General features: G+C 56.2%; 19 protein-coding genes and 2 tRNA genes. 10 read left to right on the forward strand and 11 right to left on the reverse strand.

The window, feature by feature from the left end; all coding sequences use genetic code 11:
• Positions 1–336: 336 nt before the first annotated feature.
• Positions 337–411, reverse strand: a tRNA-Gln gene (locus tag ABXH05_RS15285).
• A 194-nt stretch (positions 412–605) separates the two neighbouring features.
• Between ABXH05_RS15285 and ABXH05_RS15290 the strand changes: the two genes are divergently transcribed.
• A tRNA-Pro gene (locus tag ABXH05_RS15290) sits at positions 606–682 on the forward strand.
• A gap of 44 nt (positions 683–726) precedes the next feature.
• On the opposite strand, the gene ABXH05_RS15295 is transcribed toward ABXH05_RS15290, so the two are convergent.
• Positions 727–2,118, reverse strand: coding sequence for a sensor histidine kinase (locus ABXH05_RS15295; protein ID WP_353562024.1), 1,392 nt, complete (start codon positions 2,116–2,118; stop codon positions 727–729).
• A gap of 242 nt (positions 2,119–2,360) precedes the next feature.
• Between ABXH05_RS15295 and ABXH05_RS15300 the strand changes: the two genes are divergently transcribed.
• On the forward strand, positions 2,361–3,494 hold the full coding sequence (locus ABXH05_RS15300) for a ferritin-like domain-containing protein (RefSeq protein WP_348139327.1): 1,134 nt from the start codon (positions 2,361–2,363) through the stop codon (positions 3,492–3,494).
• A gap of 195 nt (positions 3,495–3,689) precedes the next feature.
• On the opposite strand, the gene ABXH05_RS15305 is transcribed toward ABXH05_RS15300, so the two are convergent.
• Positions 3,690–4,562 carry an enoyl-CoA hydratase gene (locus ABXH05_RS15305; RefSeq protein WP_353562026.1) on the reverse strand — a complete coding sequence of 291 codons (873 nt, stop codon included), beginning with the start codon at positions 4,560–4,562 and terminating at the stop codon, positions 3,690–3,692.
• A 92-nt stretch (positions 4,563–4,654) separates the two neighbouring features.
• Here ABXH05_RS15305 and ABXH05_RS15310 point away from each other — a divergent pair, with 92 nt between their 5' ends.
• Entirely contained in the window at positions 4,655–5,461 is an 807-nt protein-coding gene (locus ABXH05_RS15310; RefSeq protein WP_353562028.1) for an enoyl-CoA hydratase/isomerase family protein, read from the forward strand.
• On the opposite strand, the gene ABXH05_RS15315 is transcribed toward ABXH05_RS15310, so the two are convergent.
• Positions 5,458–6,045 (reverse strand): TetR/AcrR family transcriptional regulator, encoded by a 588-nt coding sequence (locus ABXH05_RS15315; RefSeq protein WP_353562030.1) that lies wholly within the window; start codon positions 6,043–6,045, stop codon positions 5,458–5,460. The genes ABXH05_RS15310 and ABXH05_RS15315 overlap by 4 nt on opposite strands.
• A gap of 62 nt (positions 6,046–6,107) precedes the next feature.
• On the opposite strand from ABXH05_RS15315, the gene ABXH05_RS15320 reads away from it, so the two are divergent.
• From ABXH05_RS15320 to ABXH05_RS15330, 3 genes are all read left to right on the forward strand, one after another.
• Positions 6,108–6,563: a VOC family protein gene (locus ABXH05_RS15320; protein ID WP_353562031.1), complete on the forward strand. Its 456-nt coding sequence runs from the start codon at positions 6,108–6,110 to the stop codon at positions 6,561–6,563.
• A gap of 64 nt (positions 6,564–6,627) precedes the next feature.
• Positions 6,628–7,878 (forward strand): pyridoxal phosphate-dependent decarboxylase family protein, encoded by a 1,251-nt coding sequence (locus ABXH05_RS15325; protein WP_353562033.1) that lies wholly within the window; start codon positions 6,628–6,630, stop codon positions 7,876–7,878.
• A gap of 395 nt (positions 7,879–8,273) precedes the next feature.
• Positions 8,274–8,468 (forward strand): hypothetical protein, encoded by a 195-nt coding sequence (locus ABXH05_RS15330; protein WP_353562035.1) that lies wholly within the window; start codon positions 8,274–8,276, stop codon positions 8,466–8,468.
• 134 nt (positions 8,469–8,602) lie between these two features.
• Here ABXH05_RS15330 and ABXH05_RS15335 read toward each other — a convergent pair whose 3' ends face one another.
• Positions 8,603–9,214 (reverse strand): glutathione S-transferase family protein, encoded by a 612-nt coding sequence (locus ABXH05_RS15335; RefSeq protein WP_353562037.1) that lies wholly within the window; start codon positions 9,212–9,214, stop codon positions 8,603–8,605.
• Between the two features lie 561 nt (positions 9,215–9,775).
• On the opposite strand from ABXH05_RS15335, the gene ABXH05_RS15340 reads away from it, so the two are divergent.
• Positions 9,776–10,684, forward strand: a complete 909-nt coding sequence (locus ABXH05_RS15340) for an MBL fold metallo-hydrolase (RefSeq protein ID WP_353562039.1) — start codon at positions 9,776–9,778, stop codon at positions 10,682–10,684.
• A gap of 9 nt (positions 10,685–10,693) precedes the next feature.
• On the opposite strand, the gene ABXH05_RS15345 is transcribed toward ABXH05_RS15340, so the two are convergent.
• A complete protein-coding gene (locus ABXH05_RS15345; RefSeq protein WP_353562041.1) occupies positions 10,694–11,452 on the reverse strand; it encodes a DUF1499 domain-containing protein in 759 nt (252 codons plus the stop codon).
• Between the two features lie 105 nt (positions 11,453–11,557).
• A complete protein-coding gene (locus ABXH05_RS15350) occupies positions 11,558–13,210 on the reverse strand; it encodes a 3-(methylthio)propionyl-CoA ligase (RefSeq protein WP_348139306.1) in 1,653 nt (550 codons plus the stop codon).
• Between the two features lie 227 nt (positions 13,211–13,437).
• Here ABXH05_RS15350 and ABXH05_RS15355 point away from each other — a divergent pair, with 227 nt between their 5' ends.
• Both ABXH05_RS15355 and ABXH05_RS15360 read left to right on the forward strand, forming a co-directional pair.
• The gene (locus tag ABXH05_RS15355; protein WP_353562043.1) at positions 13,438–14,898 is read left to right on the forward strand and encodes an amidase; all 1,461 of its coding nucleotides are present in this window, start codon (positions 13,438–13,440) and stop codon (positions 14,896–14,898) included.
• 41 nt (positions 14,899–14,939) lie between these two features.
• Positions 14,940–15,290, forward strand: a complete 351-nt coding sequence (locus ABXH05_RS15360) for a DUF6614 family protein (RefSeq protein ID WP_353562045.1) — start codon at positions 14,940–14,942, stop codon at positions 15,288–15,290.
• A 3-nt stretch (positions 15,291–15,293) separates the two neighbouring features.
• Here ABXH05_RS15360 and ABXH05_RS15365 read toward each other — a convergent pair whose 3' ends face one another.
• Entirely contained in the window at positions 15,294–16,106 is an 813-nt protein-coding gene (locus tag ABXH05_RS15365) for an SDR family NAD(P)-dependent oxidoreductase (protein ID WP_353562047.1), read from the reverse strand.
• Positions 16,107–16,237: 131 nt separating this feature from the next.
• Here ABXH05_RS15365 and ABXH05_RS15370 point away from each other — a divergent pair, with 131 nt between their 5' ends.
• Positions 16,238–17,623, forward strand: coding sequence for an aminotransferase (locus ABXH05_RS15370; RefSeq protein WP_353562049.1), 1,386 nt, complete (start codon positions 16,238–16,240; stop codon positions 17,621–17,623).
• A 3-nt stretch (positions 17,624–17,626) separates the two neighbouring features.
• Here the strand turns inward: ABXH05_RS15370 and ABXH05_RS15375 are convergent, their stop codons facing one another.
• The 3 genes from ABXH05_RS15375 to pdxH form a co-directional block, all read right to left on the reverse strand.
• A complete protein-coding gene (locus ABXH05_RS15375; protein WP_353562051.1) occupies positions 17,627–18,376 on the reverse strand; it encodes an SDR family NAD(P)-dependent oxidoreductase in 750 nt (249 codons plus the stop codon).
• A gap of 9 nt (positions 18,377–18,385) precedes the next feature.
• Entirely contained in the window at positions 18,386–19,360 is a 975-nt protein-coding gene (locus ABXH05_RS15380) for a cation diffusion facilitator family transporter (RefSeq protein WP_353562053.1), read from the reverse strand.
• Between the two features lie 98 nt (positions 19,361–19,458).
• On the reverse strand, positions 19,459–20,094 hold the full coding sequence (gene pdxH / locus ABXH05_RS15385; RefSeq protein ID WP_353562055.1) for a pyridoxamine 5'-phosphate oxidase: 636 nt from the start codon (positions 20,092–20,094) through the stop codon (positions 19,459–19,461).
• Positions 20,095–20,216 lie beyond the last annotated feature (122 nt).

Raw genomic sequence — 20,216 nt, forward strand, 5'->3', positions numbered from 1 at the left:
CTGAGCCGATATCGAGTGCTTCTGATGGCCGGAACTTGGTCGAAACAACGGCTAAATCAGGCGTTTGTGGCGCCAACGAAATCGAAGACTCATCAGTCTCCGATTGAACTGTCATTTCCGAACTAGTCTCCGGCGGAACAAAACCGGTCTCTGGCGCGGAAACCTGCCAAAAACGGATATCGCGAAATCGGTTTGAGAGACACTAAGCGAGTTCGAATCCTGTCAGCCCCAATTCGGCCAATATATTAGTCTCTATACTGACTAACAATCCACAACCAATTGATTTCAATAAGAATTTTTGTTTCGGAGTTGGCGGCGGGAGGAGACTTAAGAGGCTGGCTGGGGCGGCAGGATTCGAACCTGCGCATGGCGGCATCAAAAGCCGCTGCCTTACCACTTGGCGACGCCCCAGCAGACGCTTCGCTTTGAAGCGCGAATGGGGGAACATAAAGAGCGCTTATGCCCCGTGCAATGCCCATTTGGATGTCATTTTGGCCGCCCCTTTGGTGCCAGACAGCTGACGATGAGTATCGGCCTTCAGGGGGCCTATATCGGGCTTGCCTGAGGTCGCTCCATGCCGCTATAACGCCGCCTTCGCGTGGTCACGGAGTGTGGCGCAGCCCGGTAGCGCACCTCGTTCGGGACGAGGGGGTCGCAAGTTCGAATCTTGCCACTCCGACCAGTGAAACGGCGACCTACCCTATATTCTCAGCAGCACAGAGCCAGTTATGCGGCAGATGTGTCGACGTGGTTTTCCTGCTGGATGTGAAGCGGGAAAGCGATTGATACTTTTGTGCCTTCGCCCACGATGCTCTCAAGCTTGAAATCACCGGACATTATTTCTGTCAGGGACTTCGCAAGTGGAAGCCCCAGGCCGGTACCGTCTTGCTGGCGGGTCATTGCATTGGCCACTTGGCCAAATGGCGCCAACACATTTGGCAGGTCCTCTTCGGGAATACCAATCCCGGTATCACTCACAGCGATGCACCAGCGGTCCATATCGTTTGCAACCTGAACGCTTACGCTGCCTCCAGGCTCTGTGAACTTCACCCCATTGGAGATAAGATTGAGCAGTATCTGCTGGAGCGCACGAGGGTCAGCCATCACGGTGGCGTCTTCCGGAACATCGGAAACTCTGAATTCGACCTGCCGCTGATCAGCCTGAGGCGCAATCATGGAAGCAGTCTCGTTCAAAGCTTCACTGAGACGTACCGGTTCTGGAAAGACTTCGAACTTGTTCGCCTCGATCTTTGAGAGATCAAGAATATCATTGACGAGCTTCAACAAGAAACCACCGCTGCTGTGAATGTGCTGGGCGTATTCTCCGTATCGCTTGTCTCCCAGATCACCAAAAATGCGGTGCTCCATGAGTTCTGAGAAACCAAGAATAGCGTTGAGTGGTGTTCGAAGTTCATGGCTCATATTCGCCAGGAACTGGCTTTTCGCCCGGTTAGCGCCATCAGCCTGCAGCGCAGCCTTTTCTGCTCGAATGCTCGTTGCCTTGAGCAGCTCTTGCTGGCGCTCCAGGCGTTGAATGGCCCTGATACGTCGCAATTCGTTTGCCGCTCGATGGCGAATCTGAGTCATACGGATCGCGTAGGCGAGTGATGCCAGCAATGCGCTAAAGAAGAAGTGGAAGCTGTAGTGGGCAATCATGTCACTGCCGGTGTTGGGACCCATCAATGCGTAGGAGACGCCAGCCATGCAGAGCAGGATGATGCCCACAAGGGTCATCGTAGAATGAACGACAAGACCGGCGGCAATCACTACCAATGAAAGCGTCGTGGCGATTGACGCATCAGGGTGCACGACCGCATGCACGATGGTCACAACCGAGAGTATCGTCATGACGATCGCTTCGAAGCTGCGGGTCCGTTCTGCTGCGGCGCCAATCCACGTTGAACACATCCGCATACAGAAGAACGAGCAAGAAGCCGCGAGTGAAACCGCAAACATCACCAAGTTTGCGGGATGCGGGAGGAAGAACAGGTGCATACCCATCATCACGGCATAGAACACGCCCACGCCCGTTGTCAGGTAGCGCAGGGCCTGATGGCCTTGTTCATGCTTTAGGCGCTCAATGGCCGCTGAGGGCCGGCGGCGCAAAAACCGCAACATGGGTGGACATCCTTGGAGCTCGTGAAGCCCCAATGTGACCTGCCGTTGCTTAATATGGAGTAAGGCCGACGCCTTTCGATTTACCGAAAACCGGCGCGTTTGCTGATTGCAGTGCTTAATTCCTGATCATTTTTGCCGCCGCCGCATAGCTTTGACCCAGATCAAGGACAAAAATGACGCCTGCGTCATGATTTACCCATCACACCAACGGCTGCGTGCCGCGCTTGTGCCGGGAGGATTTCATGGCCGAGACCCAAAAAGACCAGATCACAAAAGACGAAATCTACAACACTGTGGAGCCGGATGACTTTGCAGCGATGATTGAATGCGACCGCTATCTTGAGCGGGCAAGTGCATTCGACAAAATTATCTCGGCGACGCATGACCATTTCTGGGACCCGATGGACAAACGGTACATCGACTTCTCCGAGCCGTTCGATGTTGAGAACGAATTCATGGTCGATCCTGAAATGACTGTTGGGTATGGGACGGCTGTCTGGGACAAGCTGTCGCCAAAGGATCGTGTGAAGCTGACCAACCTCGACACGCATTGGTCGCTTTCAAACATTCTGCACGGTGAGCAAGGTGCCATGGCACTGTCAGCATCGCTGTGTCATATCCTGCGGGACCCCGGCGCACAGGAATACGCGGCCAATCAGGCGCGCGAAGAAGCGCGGCACGTAACAGCTTTCATCGAGATTGTTCGCTCTCGGTTTGGCAAGCCGATGCCTGCTGGCCCTGTACTGCGCGACACGTTGACCGAGCTCGTAAACTCCAAGCTCGCCTGGAAGAAAATCGTCGGCATGCAGCTCCTCATAGAGGGCCTGGCAATGGGTGCCTTTGCGACATTCTACAATCGTGGCCGCGACCCCCTGATTGTGCGCCTCGCACAGCTGGCCATGACGGATGAAGCGTTCCACCACAAGTTCGGCAAGATCTGGGCGGACCGCACCATTCCTCATCTCAATGAGGAAGAGCACAACAAGATCGAAGACTGGGCATGGCAGGTGTTTTCAAACCTGCTCTACAATCTCGCATCGCCTGACCAGAAGAAGCACATCTATGTGCAGGTCGGACTCGACTGGGAGTGGGTTCAAGGCGCCTTCATGGAAGGCATGACGGATGAGAAGGTGCGTGAAAACATGCAGCAATCGTCCAACATCTTCCGTGTGCTTGTGAAGACTCTGCTCATGTGCGGGATCATCACCAAGCGTACCGCCGGTAACTATGCAGCTTACATCGATATGAAACAGCTGCAGATGGAAGGTGATGAGATGGTTGGTGACTCGATTGCAGCGCACGGCATCGAGCAGCTCAAGAAGATCAACTCAAAGAATGAGGCGCTTCGTGCCCTTTCAGGACAAGCGGCCGACTAGGTGGTCACAGATCCAGCGGTTTTGCAGGGCCGTGTCTCTCCAAGGACGGCCCCGCAGATCACGCTATTCCCTCAGCGGTTTTGTCAGGCGATGACCCTAGCCCAGTCTGGCAGTTCTCAAGAGGGGACACGCGGCTCCAGCATCGTTTCGGCGGTGCTGGGGTCGTTGTCGTTTTGACGGGCATATGTGTGCGCCCTAGTGGCCCGTAAACTTTGGAGCCCGTTTCTGCACGAAATGGTCCACGCCTTCCTTGAAGTCGTCAGTTGCAAAACTCTTCTGCATTTCGCTGTCGCCGGTCGTGATGGCCTCACTCAAGGACTGGAACTTCGCCTTCCACACCTGTGCCTTCATGACGGCCACGGAGCGCGGGCTGACGGTATCGGCCATTTCCTGAGCGTAGGCGACTGCTTCATTGACGAGTTCCTGGGTCGGCACCGTCTTGTTGAGCAAGCCAATGGTTTTGGCCTCCTGCGCATCCACGCGCCGTGCTGAAAACAACAAATCCATGGCGGCCGAGTGTCCTGCCAACTCAGGCAAGAGCCATGAAATGCCGTGCTCTGCAATGAGGCCGCGTTTTGCGAACGACGTTGTGTAGAACATGTCCTCGGCACCGATGCGCATGTCACACCAAAGGGCAAATACCATTCCAAGTCCGGCACATGGACCGTTGATTGCCGCGATTATGGGTTTGGGTATTTGAGGCATGTACCCAAAACGCCCGCCCATATTGTCAGAGATGTCGGGGCCTAGAGAGCGATCCCAATCATAGGTTTCACCCTCATTGCCCTGCGCCAACTCGCGCTTCTCTCCAGCGTCAGGGTCAATGCTCTGCAGGAGATTCATATCTGCGCCGGCACAAAACCCCCGGCCGGCGCCCGTCACGACGATAGCACGCACAGCGTCATCATTTGCGCATGCCGCGAGCGCCTTGCGCATGGAGTTTTGCATCGCGGCAGTCCATGCATTGAGCTTGTCCGGGCGGTCCAGGGTAATGACCGCAACCGCACCGCGGGTCTCAAGGCTGATATCCTCAAACTCATCTGACGACATGTCTGCAACTGCACTCATTTTTGATCTCCCAGGGCGGGTTTCTTGTTGGCGCCCGCTTTCGTTTATGCTTCCAGGCAATTGCGCCTCACCCAGCACCAGAAGGCAAGCCCATGTCGCAGTATGAAACCATCATTGCAGAAACACCCGTGGAGCGTGTCCGGCTGATAAAGCTCAACAGGCCACGTCAACTCAACGCCTATTCAACGCGCATGTGCGAGGAACTCTGCATAGAAATTGATGCCTATCTGAAGGATGATGCTCTACGTGCGCTAGTCCTCACCGGCGAGGGCCGCGGGTTCTGCGCAGGAGGGGATGTCTCCAGCGCGGATGAAGACCGGGATGATCTGATGCAACAACAGCTGTCCCATGGTCGAGAGATGCGTGATGGAATGCACAGAGTCATTCAGGCTTTGCATCATCTGGACAAACCGGTGATCGCGGCAATCAACGGGCCGGCGGTGGCCGGCGGACTGGCACTGGCCTTGGCATGTGACATTCGCATCGCGGACGAAGACGCGAAACTTGGAGATACCTCGGGCCGATTTGCCTTGTTGCCGGATGAAGGGGGCGCATGGCTGTTCCCGCGTGCCATGGGTCTGGATCGTGCTTTGAAAATGACCATGCTCGCTGAGACCTACCCTGCCCGCGAGGCTCAGACGCTGGGCCTGGTGACGGAAGTGGTTGCCCGTGGTGAAGCGCTGAACCAATCACTCGATCTGGCGCAACGCATTGCCGCACAATCACCGCTCGCCGTGAGGTTGGCCAAAGGCATGATGACGACGTCCATGGATATGACGCTTGAGCAATCACAGCGTGAAGCGGCTCTTGCTGTCATGGTCGCCAACCCGTCGAAAGACGTTGCGGAAGGCGTCAGGGCGTTTTTCAAAAAGGAAACGCCCATTTTCACAGGGCACTAGTCCGGCTCTCTTATGCCACTCGAAATAAGACCGACGATTTCATCTGCGAATGACTGTGTAAGCGGTGCGTGAACCGTCAGTAAACGGAAGAATATCGGTCCGTAGATCAGATCCAGAGTTGTCTCAATAGGCAGGTCTGCCCGGACTTCGCCAGACATTTGTGCACGCGCCAGGATCGCGCGCCCCTCTTCACGACCTGTCATGACCACCTGATTGCGGAAGGCCTTGAACATCTCGCTATCGCGCTCCGCTGTGGCAAGCATCAGCGCCGTTTGTTTTCCACGTGTTGTTGAAAACCGCGCGATGAGGCCACGAACGTGGGTGCGCAGGTCTGCCAACGCTGACTGGCTTTCCACGACACCAGGTGCATCCGGCATACGGGCCATAAGGGCGGCCATGGCCAACTCGCGGGCATTTGCCCAATAGCGATAGATCGTCGGCTTACCCACTTTTGCCCGAGCGGCAACGGCCTCAATGGTCAATCGCGCTGGACCAGCATCATCCAGCAATTCGCGGGCGGCCTTCAGGATAGCTGCCTCGGCCTGTGCGCTTCTTGGTCGCCCTCGCCTTTTCTGCTCCGCCATACTTTTCATCTTGCTTATTTATGAAACGGTACGTAACGTTTTATAACATGATGGAGGAACCAATGCCAGAGATACCCCTGAACTTTGCCCTGTCGCCGTACATTTCCGTCAAAGGTGCCAGCGATGCCATTGCCTTTTACACCGCGGCTTTTGGCGCGGAAGAACAGTTTCGACTGGAAGAACCCGACGGTGGGCGGATCGGCCATTCGGAAATACGGATTGGTGGGAACACCATCATGATTGCCGACGAATACCCGGATTTTGGCGCCCTTAGCCCGGACTCACTGGGCGGCTCGCCTGTGAAACTGCACCTCTATGTGGAGGATGTGGACAAGGTGTTTGCAACCGCCCTTGATGCTGGCGCCACAGAGCTGCGCGCTCTGAAGGATGAGTTTTACGGCGACAGAACCGGAACAATCATGGATCCGTTTGGGCATACCTGGATGCTTGCCAGCAAGAGAGAGGAAGTGAGCCCCGAAGAAATGCAGAAACGTTGGCAGCAGATGATGGGCGGCTGAGGCCAAACAGGTTAGGCTTCTGGCGAAATACGTACAGCCAAAGAAACCTGCCGGAGAGAAACCCATGCGCGTTGAAATGCCTTCAAACGGAACAGATTGGGACACGCTGTCCGCCCAGATGAACGAGATGGCCACCGGCGACGTGAAATGGCGCGACGGCAAGACGGCAGTCTATGTCTTCAATGCTGGTGAGGACGTCTCAAAGGTTCAAAAAGAGGCCTATACGCGCTTCATGTCCGAGAACGGACTTGGGCCGATGGCTTTTCCAAGCCTCAAGCGTATGGAAGAAGAAATCATCCAGATGGGCCTGAGCCTTCTCCAGGCTCCGGAAGATGGCGCAGGGAACGTGACCTCAGGGGGCACTGACTCCATCACCATGGCCATCAAGACAGCACGTGACTATGCGCGCGCCACAGGCCGGCTTGCTGCTGGCAATCAACCCAACATTGTATTGCCATGGTCTGGCCACCCAGCCTTCGACAAGGCTGCTTTGATGATGGACATCGAGTTGCGGCGTATTCCGGTTACGGATGATTTTCTGGCTGACCCTCAGGCCATGTCAGATGCGGTTGATGCCGACACCATCATGATGGTGGGATCTGCTCCCTGCTTTCCATATGGACTGATTGATCCGATTGCCGAGTTGGGCACAGTCGCTGAAGCCCACAATGTGTGGCTCCATGTGGATGCGTGCGTCGGTGGGTTCTTTGCGCCGTTTGCCCGCATGAATGGTGCTGACCTTCCTGCCTTTGATTTTGCGGTACCACAGGTTCATTCCATATCGGCTGACCTGCACAAATATGGCTACTGCGCCAAAGGTGCATCGACCGTCATGTTCCGGTCGGAGGACCTCAGAGAGCACATGATCTTCGACACCAATGACTGGCCCGGCGGGCGCATGATAACTCCAACGCTTGCAGGTACACGACCAGGTGGCGCCATTGCGGCCGCATGGGCTGTGATGAACTACCTTGGCGTTGATGGCTATCGCGCCAAACAGGGCCTTGTCGTGGAGACCCGCGAAAAGATTGAGGCCGGTGCCCGCGATCTTGGGTTTGAAATCATCGGGAAACCGCAACTGGGCCTTGTTGGGTACACACATCCAGAGCGGGATATGTTCGCCATCTGGGGCAAGCTGTTTGAGCGTGGCTGGTTCACATCCATCGTGACGAAACCACACGGCATCCACCTGATGCTTTCGCCCAAACATGCTGAAGTGGCCGACACCTATCTGGCAGATCTAGCATGGGCGACAGAGCAGGTACGCGGCGCAAATGGGCCAAAAGATCAAAAAGAGATCCGCTATGGCGGCTGACCTTTGGTCAGATATGCTGCGACGCACAATTTCCGTTAACCCTGCTATGCGTTGAGGTATGGCTGGTGCCCCTATTTGGCAATCAACCCACCACCCCTCTTCATAACATACTGATTTTAATGGAATAATTGCCGTTATGAACATTTTTCATATTGTTCACTGTTTCACAAAGTCGTCGCACTTGCGGTATTGCCGTTTGAGAAGATTGGGCCCATCTTCCTCTCAGGCAAACAAATGATGCGGCGCACAACGGCTTAAAAAGCCACGTGTGGATTTGGTGGCCAATAAAAACGAGCTGTTCAAAACAGCCAATAAATCCGGCCATACCGGATTGGAAACGCGACCTGAAGGCATTGTAAGCGGCTGGGCATGTGTATTCCGGAAGGAATAGTCTCATGAGTGCGAATACAAATATGGCCTCCTCTTCCCTCAATGCAGCATCGGCCAGCGCTAATTCAGGGTCGGCCTTCGAACGTACGGTACGTAAGGTCAAGAACATCAAAGCTGGCGACCTGTTCATCAATGGTTTGTGGGCGGCATTTGCCATCTATGGTCTCGTTGCAACGACCAACGTCTTCCTGACCTACTAGGTCGAAAGACGCGATCAACTAAAGTCGGGTGGCAGATTGCGTCACCGCAGAAACAAGAACGGCCCGGCACGCCTTAGACAGGCGTAACCGGGCCGTTTTCAGTTCAGCATCTCTATCAGGTCTCAATTCGCCTATTAGGCGGTTGCTGATGGGCGCGCCGCAACCCGGTCATACCAGGCTTTGACGTTTGGGCAGCTGTCGGGAATGGGCTGTCCTACTGACGCACCAAACTCCAGGAAGGCGTACAGCAAGCAATCCGCGATGGTGAAGGTATCGCCAGTCAACCAGGTTTTGCCGTCGAGCTGGCCGTTGAACCATTCCTGTCCGTTGGCTGCCATGGCTTTCAAACCATCTGCCATTTCCGGGCGACAGAGAAGACGAGACTCAAACATCGCGAGACCTTCCGCAAAACGGAAGCCGTTGGCCAACGGTTCGCAGACATACAGGTCGGCTCGACGCATCCACATGCGTGTCTCCGCACGCGCCTGCGGTGTTGTACCAACCAGGTCTGACGACCCGTTCACGTCGTCGAGATACTCACAGATCGCTGTGATCTCAGCGAGATAAGATCCATCATCAAGTTCGAGGCAAGGCAACTGACCACGTGGATTGCGCGTTGAGTAGTCGCCCTGACGGTTCTCACCCGCCATAATATCCACTTCCTCAAGAGGAACGCTAAGGCCGCGCTCGGCAAGGTACATACGCACCATTTTCGGATTTGGGCCGATGGAGTTGTAGAGTTTCATGTGAGCGTTTCCTATGGAGTTTTCAGGCTGATTTTTATTTTGACGCACGCACCATAGTGTTTCTGACGCCATTCATCCACACAGCCATCTCTCGCCTATGCAACGCTTGCGTTTGATGGAGCGGCTTGCCATTTAGGAAGTATCCACGGTCGTCTGACTGTGGCGATTGACCTTCGGGGGCGACATTGCGATCTGTCATACGCGCACTCATGATCACGCTTGGATGGCTGCTGCTTATTCCGGGCCTAGTCTTTGTAGTCCTCCCTCCTCCCTTTGCGTTTGGCATCTTCATGGTGCTGCCGGGCATCGCCATTCTTGTTGCTTACTCCAAGGGTATGCGCAGACTCATACAAGCCATTCGCGCACGTTTCAGGCCTGTGGACGGCGCGCTGAAAGCAATTGAGACGCGCGTGCCCGACCTCCTCGGCCGCAGTTTAAAGCGCACGAACCCATCAGCCATTGGACGTGCCTTACGCCAGAAAGGGCGACAGAAACGGCGGCATAAACTAGGGCACTCTGATAAAGTGATCTCAAATCCATCTGAAACGGACACACCTCCGCATGGCTGATCTACCACTCAACAGACAGTTCGACCCTCAATATGGCAAGATGATCGAGGTAACGCCTCTGGTCCGTCGTGTTGTTGCGCCCAATGAAAGCGCGTTCACCTTCAAAGGCACCGGTACATATGTGATCGGTCGCGGCAATGTTGCCGTGATCGACCCAGGTCCACTTGACCATGGTCATGTGCAGGCCATTCTTGATGGGCTTGAGGGGGAAACGATTACCCACATTCTCATTACCCACACACACAATGACCATTCACCGGCTGCGGCTCCCCTGAAGGAAAAGACCGGCGCACCCACTTATGGTTTTGGCCCTCATGGAATGGGCGCCGGAGCGGGTGTTGCTGAAGGCGCACGCATGGATGAAGGCGGCGACATGGCCTTTACGCCTGACCATGTCATCAAGGACGGCGATGTAATTGAGGGTGACGGCTGGACCGCCGAATGCGTGTTCACGCCCGGTCATACCTCCAACCATATGTGCTTTGGCCTGCGCGAGGAAAAGGCACTGTTTACAGGCGACCACGTGATGGGCTGGTCAACGGCTGTGATCGCACCGCCTGACGGTGACATGGCGCAGTACATGGCCAGCCTGCGCAAACTGCTTGAACGGGACGACGAGGTCTATTACCCGACGCATGGAGCGCCGGTGACAAAGCCGCATTCACTTGTGCGCGGTTACATTACGCACCGCAAAGCGCGCGAGGCCCAAATTCTCAATCGGCTTCAAGCTGGTGACCGCACGATTACAGACATGGTGCCTGTCATGTATGCGGAAACGGACAAGCGCCTTCACCCTGCGGCAGCTCGGTCCGTTTTTGCCCACATGAAGCAGATGGCAGAAGAAGGCCGGGTCCACACAAACGGTGTCCCGGCCATCAATGGTGAGTACTGGTTGGACTAGGTCTTCTGGTTACGACCCAAGCTTGCCCTGCAATGCCTGCATGTACGCATCGATGCGGGCAGCATTTTTGCCAAGGTCCGAAATGCCGATGCGGCTGACTGACCGCATATCAACCAGTGTGCGCTCGGGACCGTCGTCGGCAATGCGGATGACGATGTCGTCCTTGAAGCCAAACAGCAACGTGGTGTCGGTCGCTTCTATGCGACCGGGTTCGCCATTCTCGGGCTCGTCGGCATCAGCAACGTCCCAGCCTTGCGCATTTGCTACATCGAGCGCAGCTTCAAACACGGTGGCAATGTCGTCAGCCACTACGAGCGTCTGAAGTTGCGGGTACGCTTCGCGCTGGAGATCAGCGAGATTTGCCGGATTGGCGCGGTCCAATGGATTGCTGTCGTCGCCACGCAAAGCCACGGCAGAAACAAACTCAGGCGGGTTTTCAAGGTCAGTCGTGATGTCGTGAATTTGCGGTGCAGAACCGTTGGTCAGGGCATTGCTGATTGGAAATGCGAGGATGGCGACACCAAGAACGGCAGCCAAGGCCGCCTGTCCCATTCCCGGCTTGCCCATCAGGCCGCGGATGATACCGATCAGGCCCAGAACCACGCCAACCGCTACAATCAGAAGACCGCCGGCAGCGCCAAAGAACCCCAATCGGCCATCCACTATCCCCAGGCGACCAATCAGCATTGCAAGAACTGAAACCACTACACCGGCTATGACCAGTCGTACAGCAAGGCTCGCAAGCCGCGAACGTGTGTTGTCACTCATTATCCACGTATCAGGACCTAACGTCCTGCCCCCTTCGCGCTGCCCCAGCGCTTGTTGTCGGCGTGTTCCGGCCCAGCCTAAATGCTGAGCCGGCGAGAGGCGTAGCTACTCAGCTGCGCCCTTTTTGAGATCGGATGTTGGTAGCACGTAGTCCTTGAAGGTCTTGCGCAGTGCCAGCTTCTGGATCTTGCCTGTGGCGGTGTGCGGGATTTCATCCACGAAGGCCACGTCATCCGGCATCCACCACTTGGCAATCTTGCCTTCCATGTAGCCGAGAATGTCTTCCTTGGTCGGCGATTTTCCTTCGGCAGGAATGATGATCAGCAATGGACGTTCGTCCCACTTGGGATGAACCACACCAATCACAGCAGCTTCCTGTACGTCGGGGTGACCTACGGCAACATTCTCAAGTTCGATCGACGAAATCCATTCGCCGCCGGACTTGATAACGTCCTTGGCGCGATCCGTGATGTTCATGAAGCCTTCGGCATCGATGGTTGCGACGTCACCGGTGTCAAACCAGCCGTCCTCATCCAGAATGTTGCCGCCCTCACCCTTGAGGTATGAACCGGAGATAGCAGGACCGCGCACCATCAGGTGGCCAAATGCCACGCCATCACGGGGAAGCTCCTTGCCGTCGTCATCGGTGATTTTCATTTCCACCGAATAGATCGGACGTCCCTGCTTCACTTTGATGTCGATCTGCTTATCAAGCGGCAGATCTTCCATGCCAGCCTTCAGCGACCCAAGTGTGCCCATGGGCGACAGCTCGGTCATGCCCCAGGCATGGAACACCTGCACATCGAACTCTTTCTCAAACGCTTCAATCATGAAGCGCGGTGCGGCAGAGCCACCGATGACAACGCGATTAAGTGCAGGCAGTTTCTTGCCCTCAGCCTGCAGGTACTGCAGCAGCATCAGCCAGACGGTTGGTACAGCAGCGGTGATGCTGACCTTTTCGGTATCGAGCAACTCAAAGATGCTCTCGCCATCCATGTTAGCGCCAGGCATCACCAGCTTGGCACCGGAAGCTGGAGCAGCGAATGCAATGCCCCAGGCATTGGCGTGGAACATGGGCACCACAGGCAGTACATTGTCGACTGAACGCATGCCGATGGCATCGGGATTGTTCACGGCCATGGAGTGCAGCACATTCGAGCGATGTGAATAGAGAACGCCCTTCGGGTTCCCCGTTGTGCCGGACGTATAGCAAAGTCCGCATGCGTCGTTTTCATCAACCTGTGCCCAGGTGAAGTCATCTGAGTTGGCGTTGATCAGAGTTTCATAGCAATGCGCATTCTTGAGCTTGGTCTCAGGCATCTTGTCTTCATCACACATGATGATGACGTGCTCGAGCTTCGGAAGTTGATCTTCGATGCCTTCGATGATCGGCACGAAAGTCAGATCGACGAAAATGATCCGGTCTTCGGCATGGTTGGCAATGTAAACCAACTGCTCCGGGAACAGGCGTGGGTTAAGTGTATGGCAAACGGCGCCCATGCCCATGATGCCGTACCAGGCTTCAAGGTGGCGGTCCGTGTTCCATGCCATGGTGGCAATCACGTCGCCCTGCTTCATACCAAGGCCGGTCAGCGCATTTGCAATCTTCTTGGACCGCGAATGCACCTGCTTGTAGGTCGAGCGACGGATCGGACCTTCAACAGACCGCGTCACAATTTCCCGGTCGCCGTGATACAGCGCTGCGTGATCAATGATTGAGTGGACCAGAAGCGGCCAGTCCTGCATCAAACCCTTCATGGGGTAGTCTCCCTGTTTTCCGGCCTCGCGTGGCTATGCCCGCGCGCCTTAATTGATTGCATGGTCTTTTTGAGTGCCGCATGGTGGCGGCCCGACATTTGGCCGTACTTTAGGCGAGGCGGGCCTGAGGCTCAACGCGGCAATCACCTTGGATTGCACAAAATAGCTAAGGGCTTTGCACAAAGTTCAGCGGCAAAAACATATATGAATCAAGAGGAAGACCGCCGATGAGCGATATTACCTTCGCGCCGGCCCATGTTCTGGCCGCCATGATCAGACGACGCGAGATTTCATCGGTAGAGCTGCTGGATCATCTCATCAGCCGCTACAACACCCACAACCCGGCTCTCAACGCGATAGTTGCCACGGATTTCGAGCGGGCACTGGCGCAGGCCGAAGAGGCGGACCACGCCCTCTCACGTGGTGACATCTGGGGCCCGTATCATGGCGTGCCGATGACCATTAAAGATGCGCTGGAAACAGAGGGGCTGGTTACCACTGGGGGTGCCACGGATTTTGCCTCTCATATTCCAGATCGGGATGCTGACGCTGTTGCTCGCATCAAGGCCGCGGGCGCAATTGTCTTTGGCAAAACCAACGTGCCGTTCTTCTCTGGTGATCTGCAGAGCTACAACGAGGTGTACGGAACGACCAACAACCCCTGGGATGTGACGCGCGGCCCAGGGGGGTCATCCGGCGGCGCTGCGGCGGCACTGGCTGCCGGCCTGACACCCCTTGAAATCGGCTCAGACATCGGTGGGTCAATCCGCACGCCATCGCATCTGTGCGGTGTCTTTGGTCACAAGCCGAGTTTCAACCTCGTGTCAAAACGTGGCCATGTGCCCGGCGTGCCTGGCGCACTCTTCACCGGTGACCTTTCTGTTGTTGGCCCAATGGGACGCTCGGCGCGCGATCTTGAGATTGCTCTTTCGATGATCATGGGCCCGGATGATTTTGACAGCGTTGGCATGGCACCAGCTCTCCCGGAGCCACGTGCGCGAGACCCACGCGAACTTACCATCTCCACCTGGTTTGATGATCCCTACTGCCCGGTTGAATCCGAGAACGTCAAAATCATGGAGCGCGCCGCTGACGCTCTTGAGCAGGCCGGTGCAACAATCCATCGCGATGCCCGCCCGGATCTCTCCTTTGGCGAGGCCTTTGAAGTCTATGCGACGCTGCTGAACGGAGGGACTACCCGAGGCTTCCCGCCGCGTGTTCTTGAACGCCTACGCGAAACAGCCAAGACGCTGGACCCTGACGACAAATCCCATCAGGCCATGCAGGCGCGTGGGGCCACACTCAGCTATCATGAATGGCTGGTGTGGAAAGAAGTCCAGGCGCAGATGCGCGCCAAGTGGGCTCGCTTCTTTGAAACCTATGATGCCGTACTCATGGCTGTCGCGCCGGTTTCAGCCTTCCCGCATGATCAACAATCCAATTTTCACAACCGCACACTGACAGTGAATGGGCAGGACCGCCCCTATCTTGATCTTGTGAGCTGGTCAGGGTTGCCGCTTGTTTCCTATCTTCCAGGAACCGCGGTTCCGGTTGGCCGGACAGACGCTGGGTTGCCCGTTGGCATTCAGGTCGTTGGTCCCTATCTGGAAGACTTCACCACAATTGCCATCGGCAGCATGCTTGAGCGCGAGCTTGGCGGGTTTGTGGCACCGCCCAACTTTGCCTGATTGCCAGCATCGTGGCCGGAACGTTTTGGAGAGTATGAGACGTGGATATCTATCACGGATTTTTTAACCTCACCGATGGTCAATCCGACATAGAATTTGCGGACGACCTTGCAGGCTTCATGTCTTATCTCAAAGCCGAAGGCAGGATTGAGGGCTGGCGGCTGATGCGCCGTAAACTCGGCCTCGGCCCCAAAGAGATGGGTGAGTTCCATTTGATGATTGAGGTTACGGGCCTTGCTCAACTGGATGACGCCTTCACCCATGTATCCGGCCGTGCGGGCGACGTCGAAGGAAAGCATGCAGCAGTCAATCAGAAGATCGCTGGCATTACATTTGCGCTCTATCGCGATTTTCCCGACCAACACCGCACGCGCGGTGAAGAGAAGTTTTAGGATCTAGGCGTCCGCGGGAAATCCTGCCCACAAGGCTGAAACTGTCTCATCAAACTTTCCGCGTGTGCTCGCGTCTGGCACCACGCAATGAGGCTCGTTGGCCTCAATGGAGGCAATTGCACGAGCTGCCACATGCTCGACGGTCATTCCTTCATCCCGCCAGTAAGCCCCCGCTTCTTCGGGCTGATGGCGGGCACCACCGAAGCGCTCAGGGCGCGAGCGTGCCGCATCCCATATCCGCGTGTTCACAAGTCCTGGATAGATCGTTGTCACGCCAATGCCCTTGGGCTCCAGTTCTGCCCGCACTCCCTCGGCAAGACCGGCCATGGCCTTCTTGCTGCCACCATAGGCGGCAAGGCCTTCATCCAGTGGGGCAAGGCATGCTGACGACGCAGTGAAGGCTACATGGCGCGGACCCTCGGTTTCAATCATGGCAGGCGCAAATGCGCGGGCGGTGTTGATTGGTCCGAGCACATTCACATTTAGCAGCCAGTCGACCGCACGTTCGGACGCGCCAACATAGCCGCCGCCAATGCCCACGCCAGCATTGATGATAAGGAGTGCGACAGCCCCAAGATCATCCTCAATCTTTTGAGCAGCATCGGAGAGGCTTTTGCGGTCCGTCACGTCAGCTGCCACAGCCAACGATTTGACGCCTAGACCCTGAACGGCATCAGCCGTTGCCTGGGCCTTCTCCTCCAGAACATCAAGCACGGCAACATTGACGCCTGCCCGACCAAGCTCCAGCGCGAAGGCCGCACCGATACCATCTGCGCCCCCGGTGATGACGGCGGTCAGCCCTTTGAAACGCGACATGGACAGCTCTCCTGCTTGCATGACCTTTGGTCACATATGGGATCGAGATTACCACAGACAAGCTTTTGACTTGTCGCGGTGCAGCGTTGCTAACTATGTCCGACTCTCACACATGAGATGAGGAACGGGACATGGACCTTACCAACGCGCAGATGCGCGACATTGAAACTCTTATCCACCCCTATACCAACCTGGATGCCTTTCGACAGACAGGGCCTGTCGTCATGGAGCGTGGTGAGGGCATCCATGTGTGGGATACCAACGGCAAGCAGTACATCGAGGGCTTGTCTGGTCTGTGGTGCACGTCCCTTGGCTACAATGAACAGGAGTTGGTTGATGCTGCCATGGAGCAGTTCAGCACTCTGCCCTTCACGCATACCTTTGCCGGCAAGAGCCATGAGCGCGCGATTGAGCTTGCGGAGATGCTCAAGGAAATAGCGCCGCATGATGCCTCTAAAGTCCTGTTCTGCGGGTCCGGCTCGGAAGCCAATGATCAACAGATCAAGCTGGTCTGGTACTACAACAATGCGCTGGGACGCACGGCCAAGAAGAAAATCATTTCGCGCAAACGGGCCTATCACGGGGTAACCGTCGCGACCGCCAGCCTTACAGGCCTGCCTGCGAACCAGATGGATTTTGACCTGCCTATTGACCGCATCCATCACGTTAATTGCCCGTTCGCTTATCGAGAGGCGGAGCCTGGCGAAACAGATGACCAGTTTACAGATCGCCTGGCCGTCGAGCTGGATGAGTATATTCAGCGTGAAGGTCCCGACACTGTTGCCGCCTTCATCGCGGAACCGATTCAGGGCGCAGGTGGTGTGCTCCTGCCAGCGGAAGGCTACTTCCCCAAAATTCAGAAGGTGCTCAACAAGTACGATGTGTATCTGATTGCAGATGAAGTCATCTGCGGGTTCGGGCGTACCGGTGAAATGTTCGGGTCGCAGACCTTCGACATGAAGCCTGACACGATCTCTGTCGCGAAGGCTCTCTCATCTGCCTATCTGCCAATTGGCGCAATTACGGTTGGCGAGGATATGTACCAGGCGATGCTGGATGAAAGCCGGAAGATCGGCGTGTTTGGCCACGGCTTCACCTACACAGCTCACCCCGTATGCGCTGCCGTCGCCATCAAGACGCTGGAGATCTACAAGAAACGCAACATTGTCGGCCACGTGCAAAGGGTTGCTCCTGTCTTTGAAGGGCGATTTGCAAAGCTGGCGGATCATCCGCTTGTTGGTGATGCGCGTGCGAAAGGTCTTATCGGCGCCGTCGAGATTGTTGCAGACAAGAGTACAAAGCGCGCTTTCGATGCTTCCTTGAAGGTCGGTGCTGCGTGCCAGGCATTTGCTGAATCAGAAGGCCTCATCACCCGCGCACTTGGTGGTGACATCGTGGCTCTATGCCCGCCCCTCATCATCAAGGAAGACGAGATCAATGAGGTGTTTGACCGGCTCGAGCGCGCGATTGATGCCACTGAACACTGGGTCACCAAGGAAGGCCTGCGATCCGCATGATGGTCAGACGTGTTGTCCGCCATTGATGTGAATTTCTGCGCCGGTGACGTAACTGGATTGCTCCGAGCACAGATAAAAGATCGTCTCAGCCACTTCTGATGGCTGACCCAGCCGACGCAGCGGAAGTTCTTCGACCAACTTGTCGGTGCCGGGCGACAAGATAGAGGTATCGATTTCGCCGGGAGCAATCGCATTGACGCGCACGCCAAGCGGGCCAAAGTCCGCTGCCATTTCGCGCGTGAGTGACGACAGAGCAGCTTTTGATGTCGCGTAGGCGGACCCGGCAAACGGATGCACACGGCTGCCGGCAATTGATGTGACATTCACCACCGCCCCGGACGCTGCCTTGAGTTCTTCAACAAGGCCCCGCGCCAGACTGACTGGCGCGAAGAGATTGACATGGAAGACGTGCAACCAGTCGGACAGGTCGGTGTTCATCGTGCCCAGTCGACCACCATCGGGGCCTTTGGGGCTGATGCCGGCATTGTTCACCAGTGCATCAAGTCGGCTGCCCTGATCTTCGAGACGGGTGCGCATCTCAGCGACAGCACGTTCGGTATCGGCGGGGTCTGACAGGTCAACCTGGATATGATCCTCGGGGCCAGCCTCCCATGGGCAATTCTCAGGGAACGCATGACGTGAGCATGTGATCACCCGCCAGCCAGCCTGCGAAAACCGCATGACCGTTGCGTGGCCGATGCCACGGCTGGCGCCTGTGAGAATGAGCGTGCGTTTACGGGTGTCCGGTTCCATGGCTGCAGCCTAAGCGTTTGCGGGCGTCGGCGCCATGGGACTTTCAGGCTGCATAGCTTCGGGCACATCTTCATGTCCGGCAGGATCCTGGTGGATCAGGATTTCAGCATCAGGGAACTCTGTCGCAATGGCGAGTTCGACCGTGTCCGCAATGTCATGGGCCTGCCGCAGAGGCATGTCGCCTGGAATTTCCAGATGAAACTGGATGAAAACTGTGCGTCCGGCAGTTCTGGTTCGCAAATCATGGATGGTGTGCACCTGCGGATGGGACAGCGCGATTTCTTCGATGCGCAGCCGATCCTCGTGCGGCAATTCCTTGTCCATCAACTCACTTGTGGAACGGGAGACAATTTCCCACGCGGCTCGGCCGATCCAGACGGCAAGCGCCAATGCAATAACCGGGTCGGCCCAAGGTACGTTGAACAATCCAGCGATGATCAAGGCGGCGATGACACCCAGGTTCAGCACAACGTCGCTAGCGTAGTGCAAACTGTCCGCGGCAATAGCTAGCGAGCCTGTAAGCCGCTGGACGTAACGCTGATAGGTCACAAGCGCCAACGTAAAGCCCAATGAAACAACAATGATGGCTATTCCCAATGCCGATTCAGTGACCGGTGCCGGGTCAAGCAGACGGCCAATGCTCTCCACCGCCAGGAACAGAGCAGACGCACCGATAAGCGCAGCCTGTCCAAGACCGGCCAACGCCTCGGCTTTGCCATGGCCAAAACGATGCTGACGGTCGGCCGGTGTCAGGGCTACGCGAACCGCAATGAGGTTCACGAGAGACGCAGCGCCATCAAGCAAGGAATCAAGGAAGGTCGCGAGCAGTGCCATGGAGCCTGTTGCCCAAACCGCCCAAGCCTTCATGGAGATCAGCACCAGCGCAACAGCAACGGATGCGTAGGTCGCACGCTTCATAAGCGTGGCAGCTCGCTCCGGCGTTACATGACGGCGATAGGATGCTGGTGCTTCGGTGGATTTCATGGGCGGGTTCTATCACAGGCAGATGCGAGGCTTAAGCCTTTGATTTCAAATCATTTTTTTGAGATGCATTTGCATCTGGCGGGGCGATCCCGGGCGATCTAGGGATACAGACGCTCGGTCGTCCAATCCCAGCCATTCCCCGTTACATCTCCCTGGCGGTGAAACACCAATCGGTCATGCAGGCGAAACGGCCGATCACGCCAGAACTCGATCTGCTGCGGCATGATGCGGAAGCCAGACCAGTACGGTGGACGAGGTACCTCGCCGATAGCGTGCTTGGCCGTGTAACGGGCGACTTCTTTTTCAAGTTCAAAGCGGCCTTCAAGTGGACGGGACTGCTGAGACGCCCATGCCCCTATGCGGCTATCGCGCGCGCGGGACTGAAAATACGTATCCGCCTCCTGATCACTGACCTGAGCAATGGGGCCGCGCACACGAATTTGTCGACGCATGCTTTTCCAGTGGAAACACACTGCTGCCTTGCCACTTGCCAAAAGTTCACGGCCTTTTGCGCTTTCAAGGTTGGTGTAGAAAACGAAGCCACCACGATCCGCTCCCTTCAGCAGCACCATTCTGACGTCAGGCAACCCATCTTCGTCGACGGTTGCCAGGGCCATGGCATTGGGATCATTTCGTTCACTCTTTCCAGCAGCCTCCAACCACTCCTCGAAAAGAACTAATGGATCCTGCGACGTGAAAACGTCCGGTGTGTCGTCGAGTGTTGCGTCCGTCATGTGATCGACCCAGAATTATTTGGCTGGTACATCAGTGTCCTAATTTGGACAGAGAGTATTCTATCATCGCATATAGGCTGTGGCGTTCACTATGTCCTGCATGGCAGCTACGCATTCGGCGG

Origin of the sequence: Pyruvatibacter sp. HU-CL02332 (assembly GCF_040362765.1) — a bacterium.
GTDB lineage: Bacteria > Pseudomonadota > Alphaproteobacteria > CGMCC-115125 > CGMCC-115125 > Pyruvatibacter.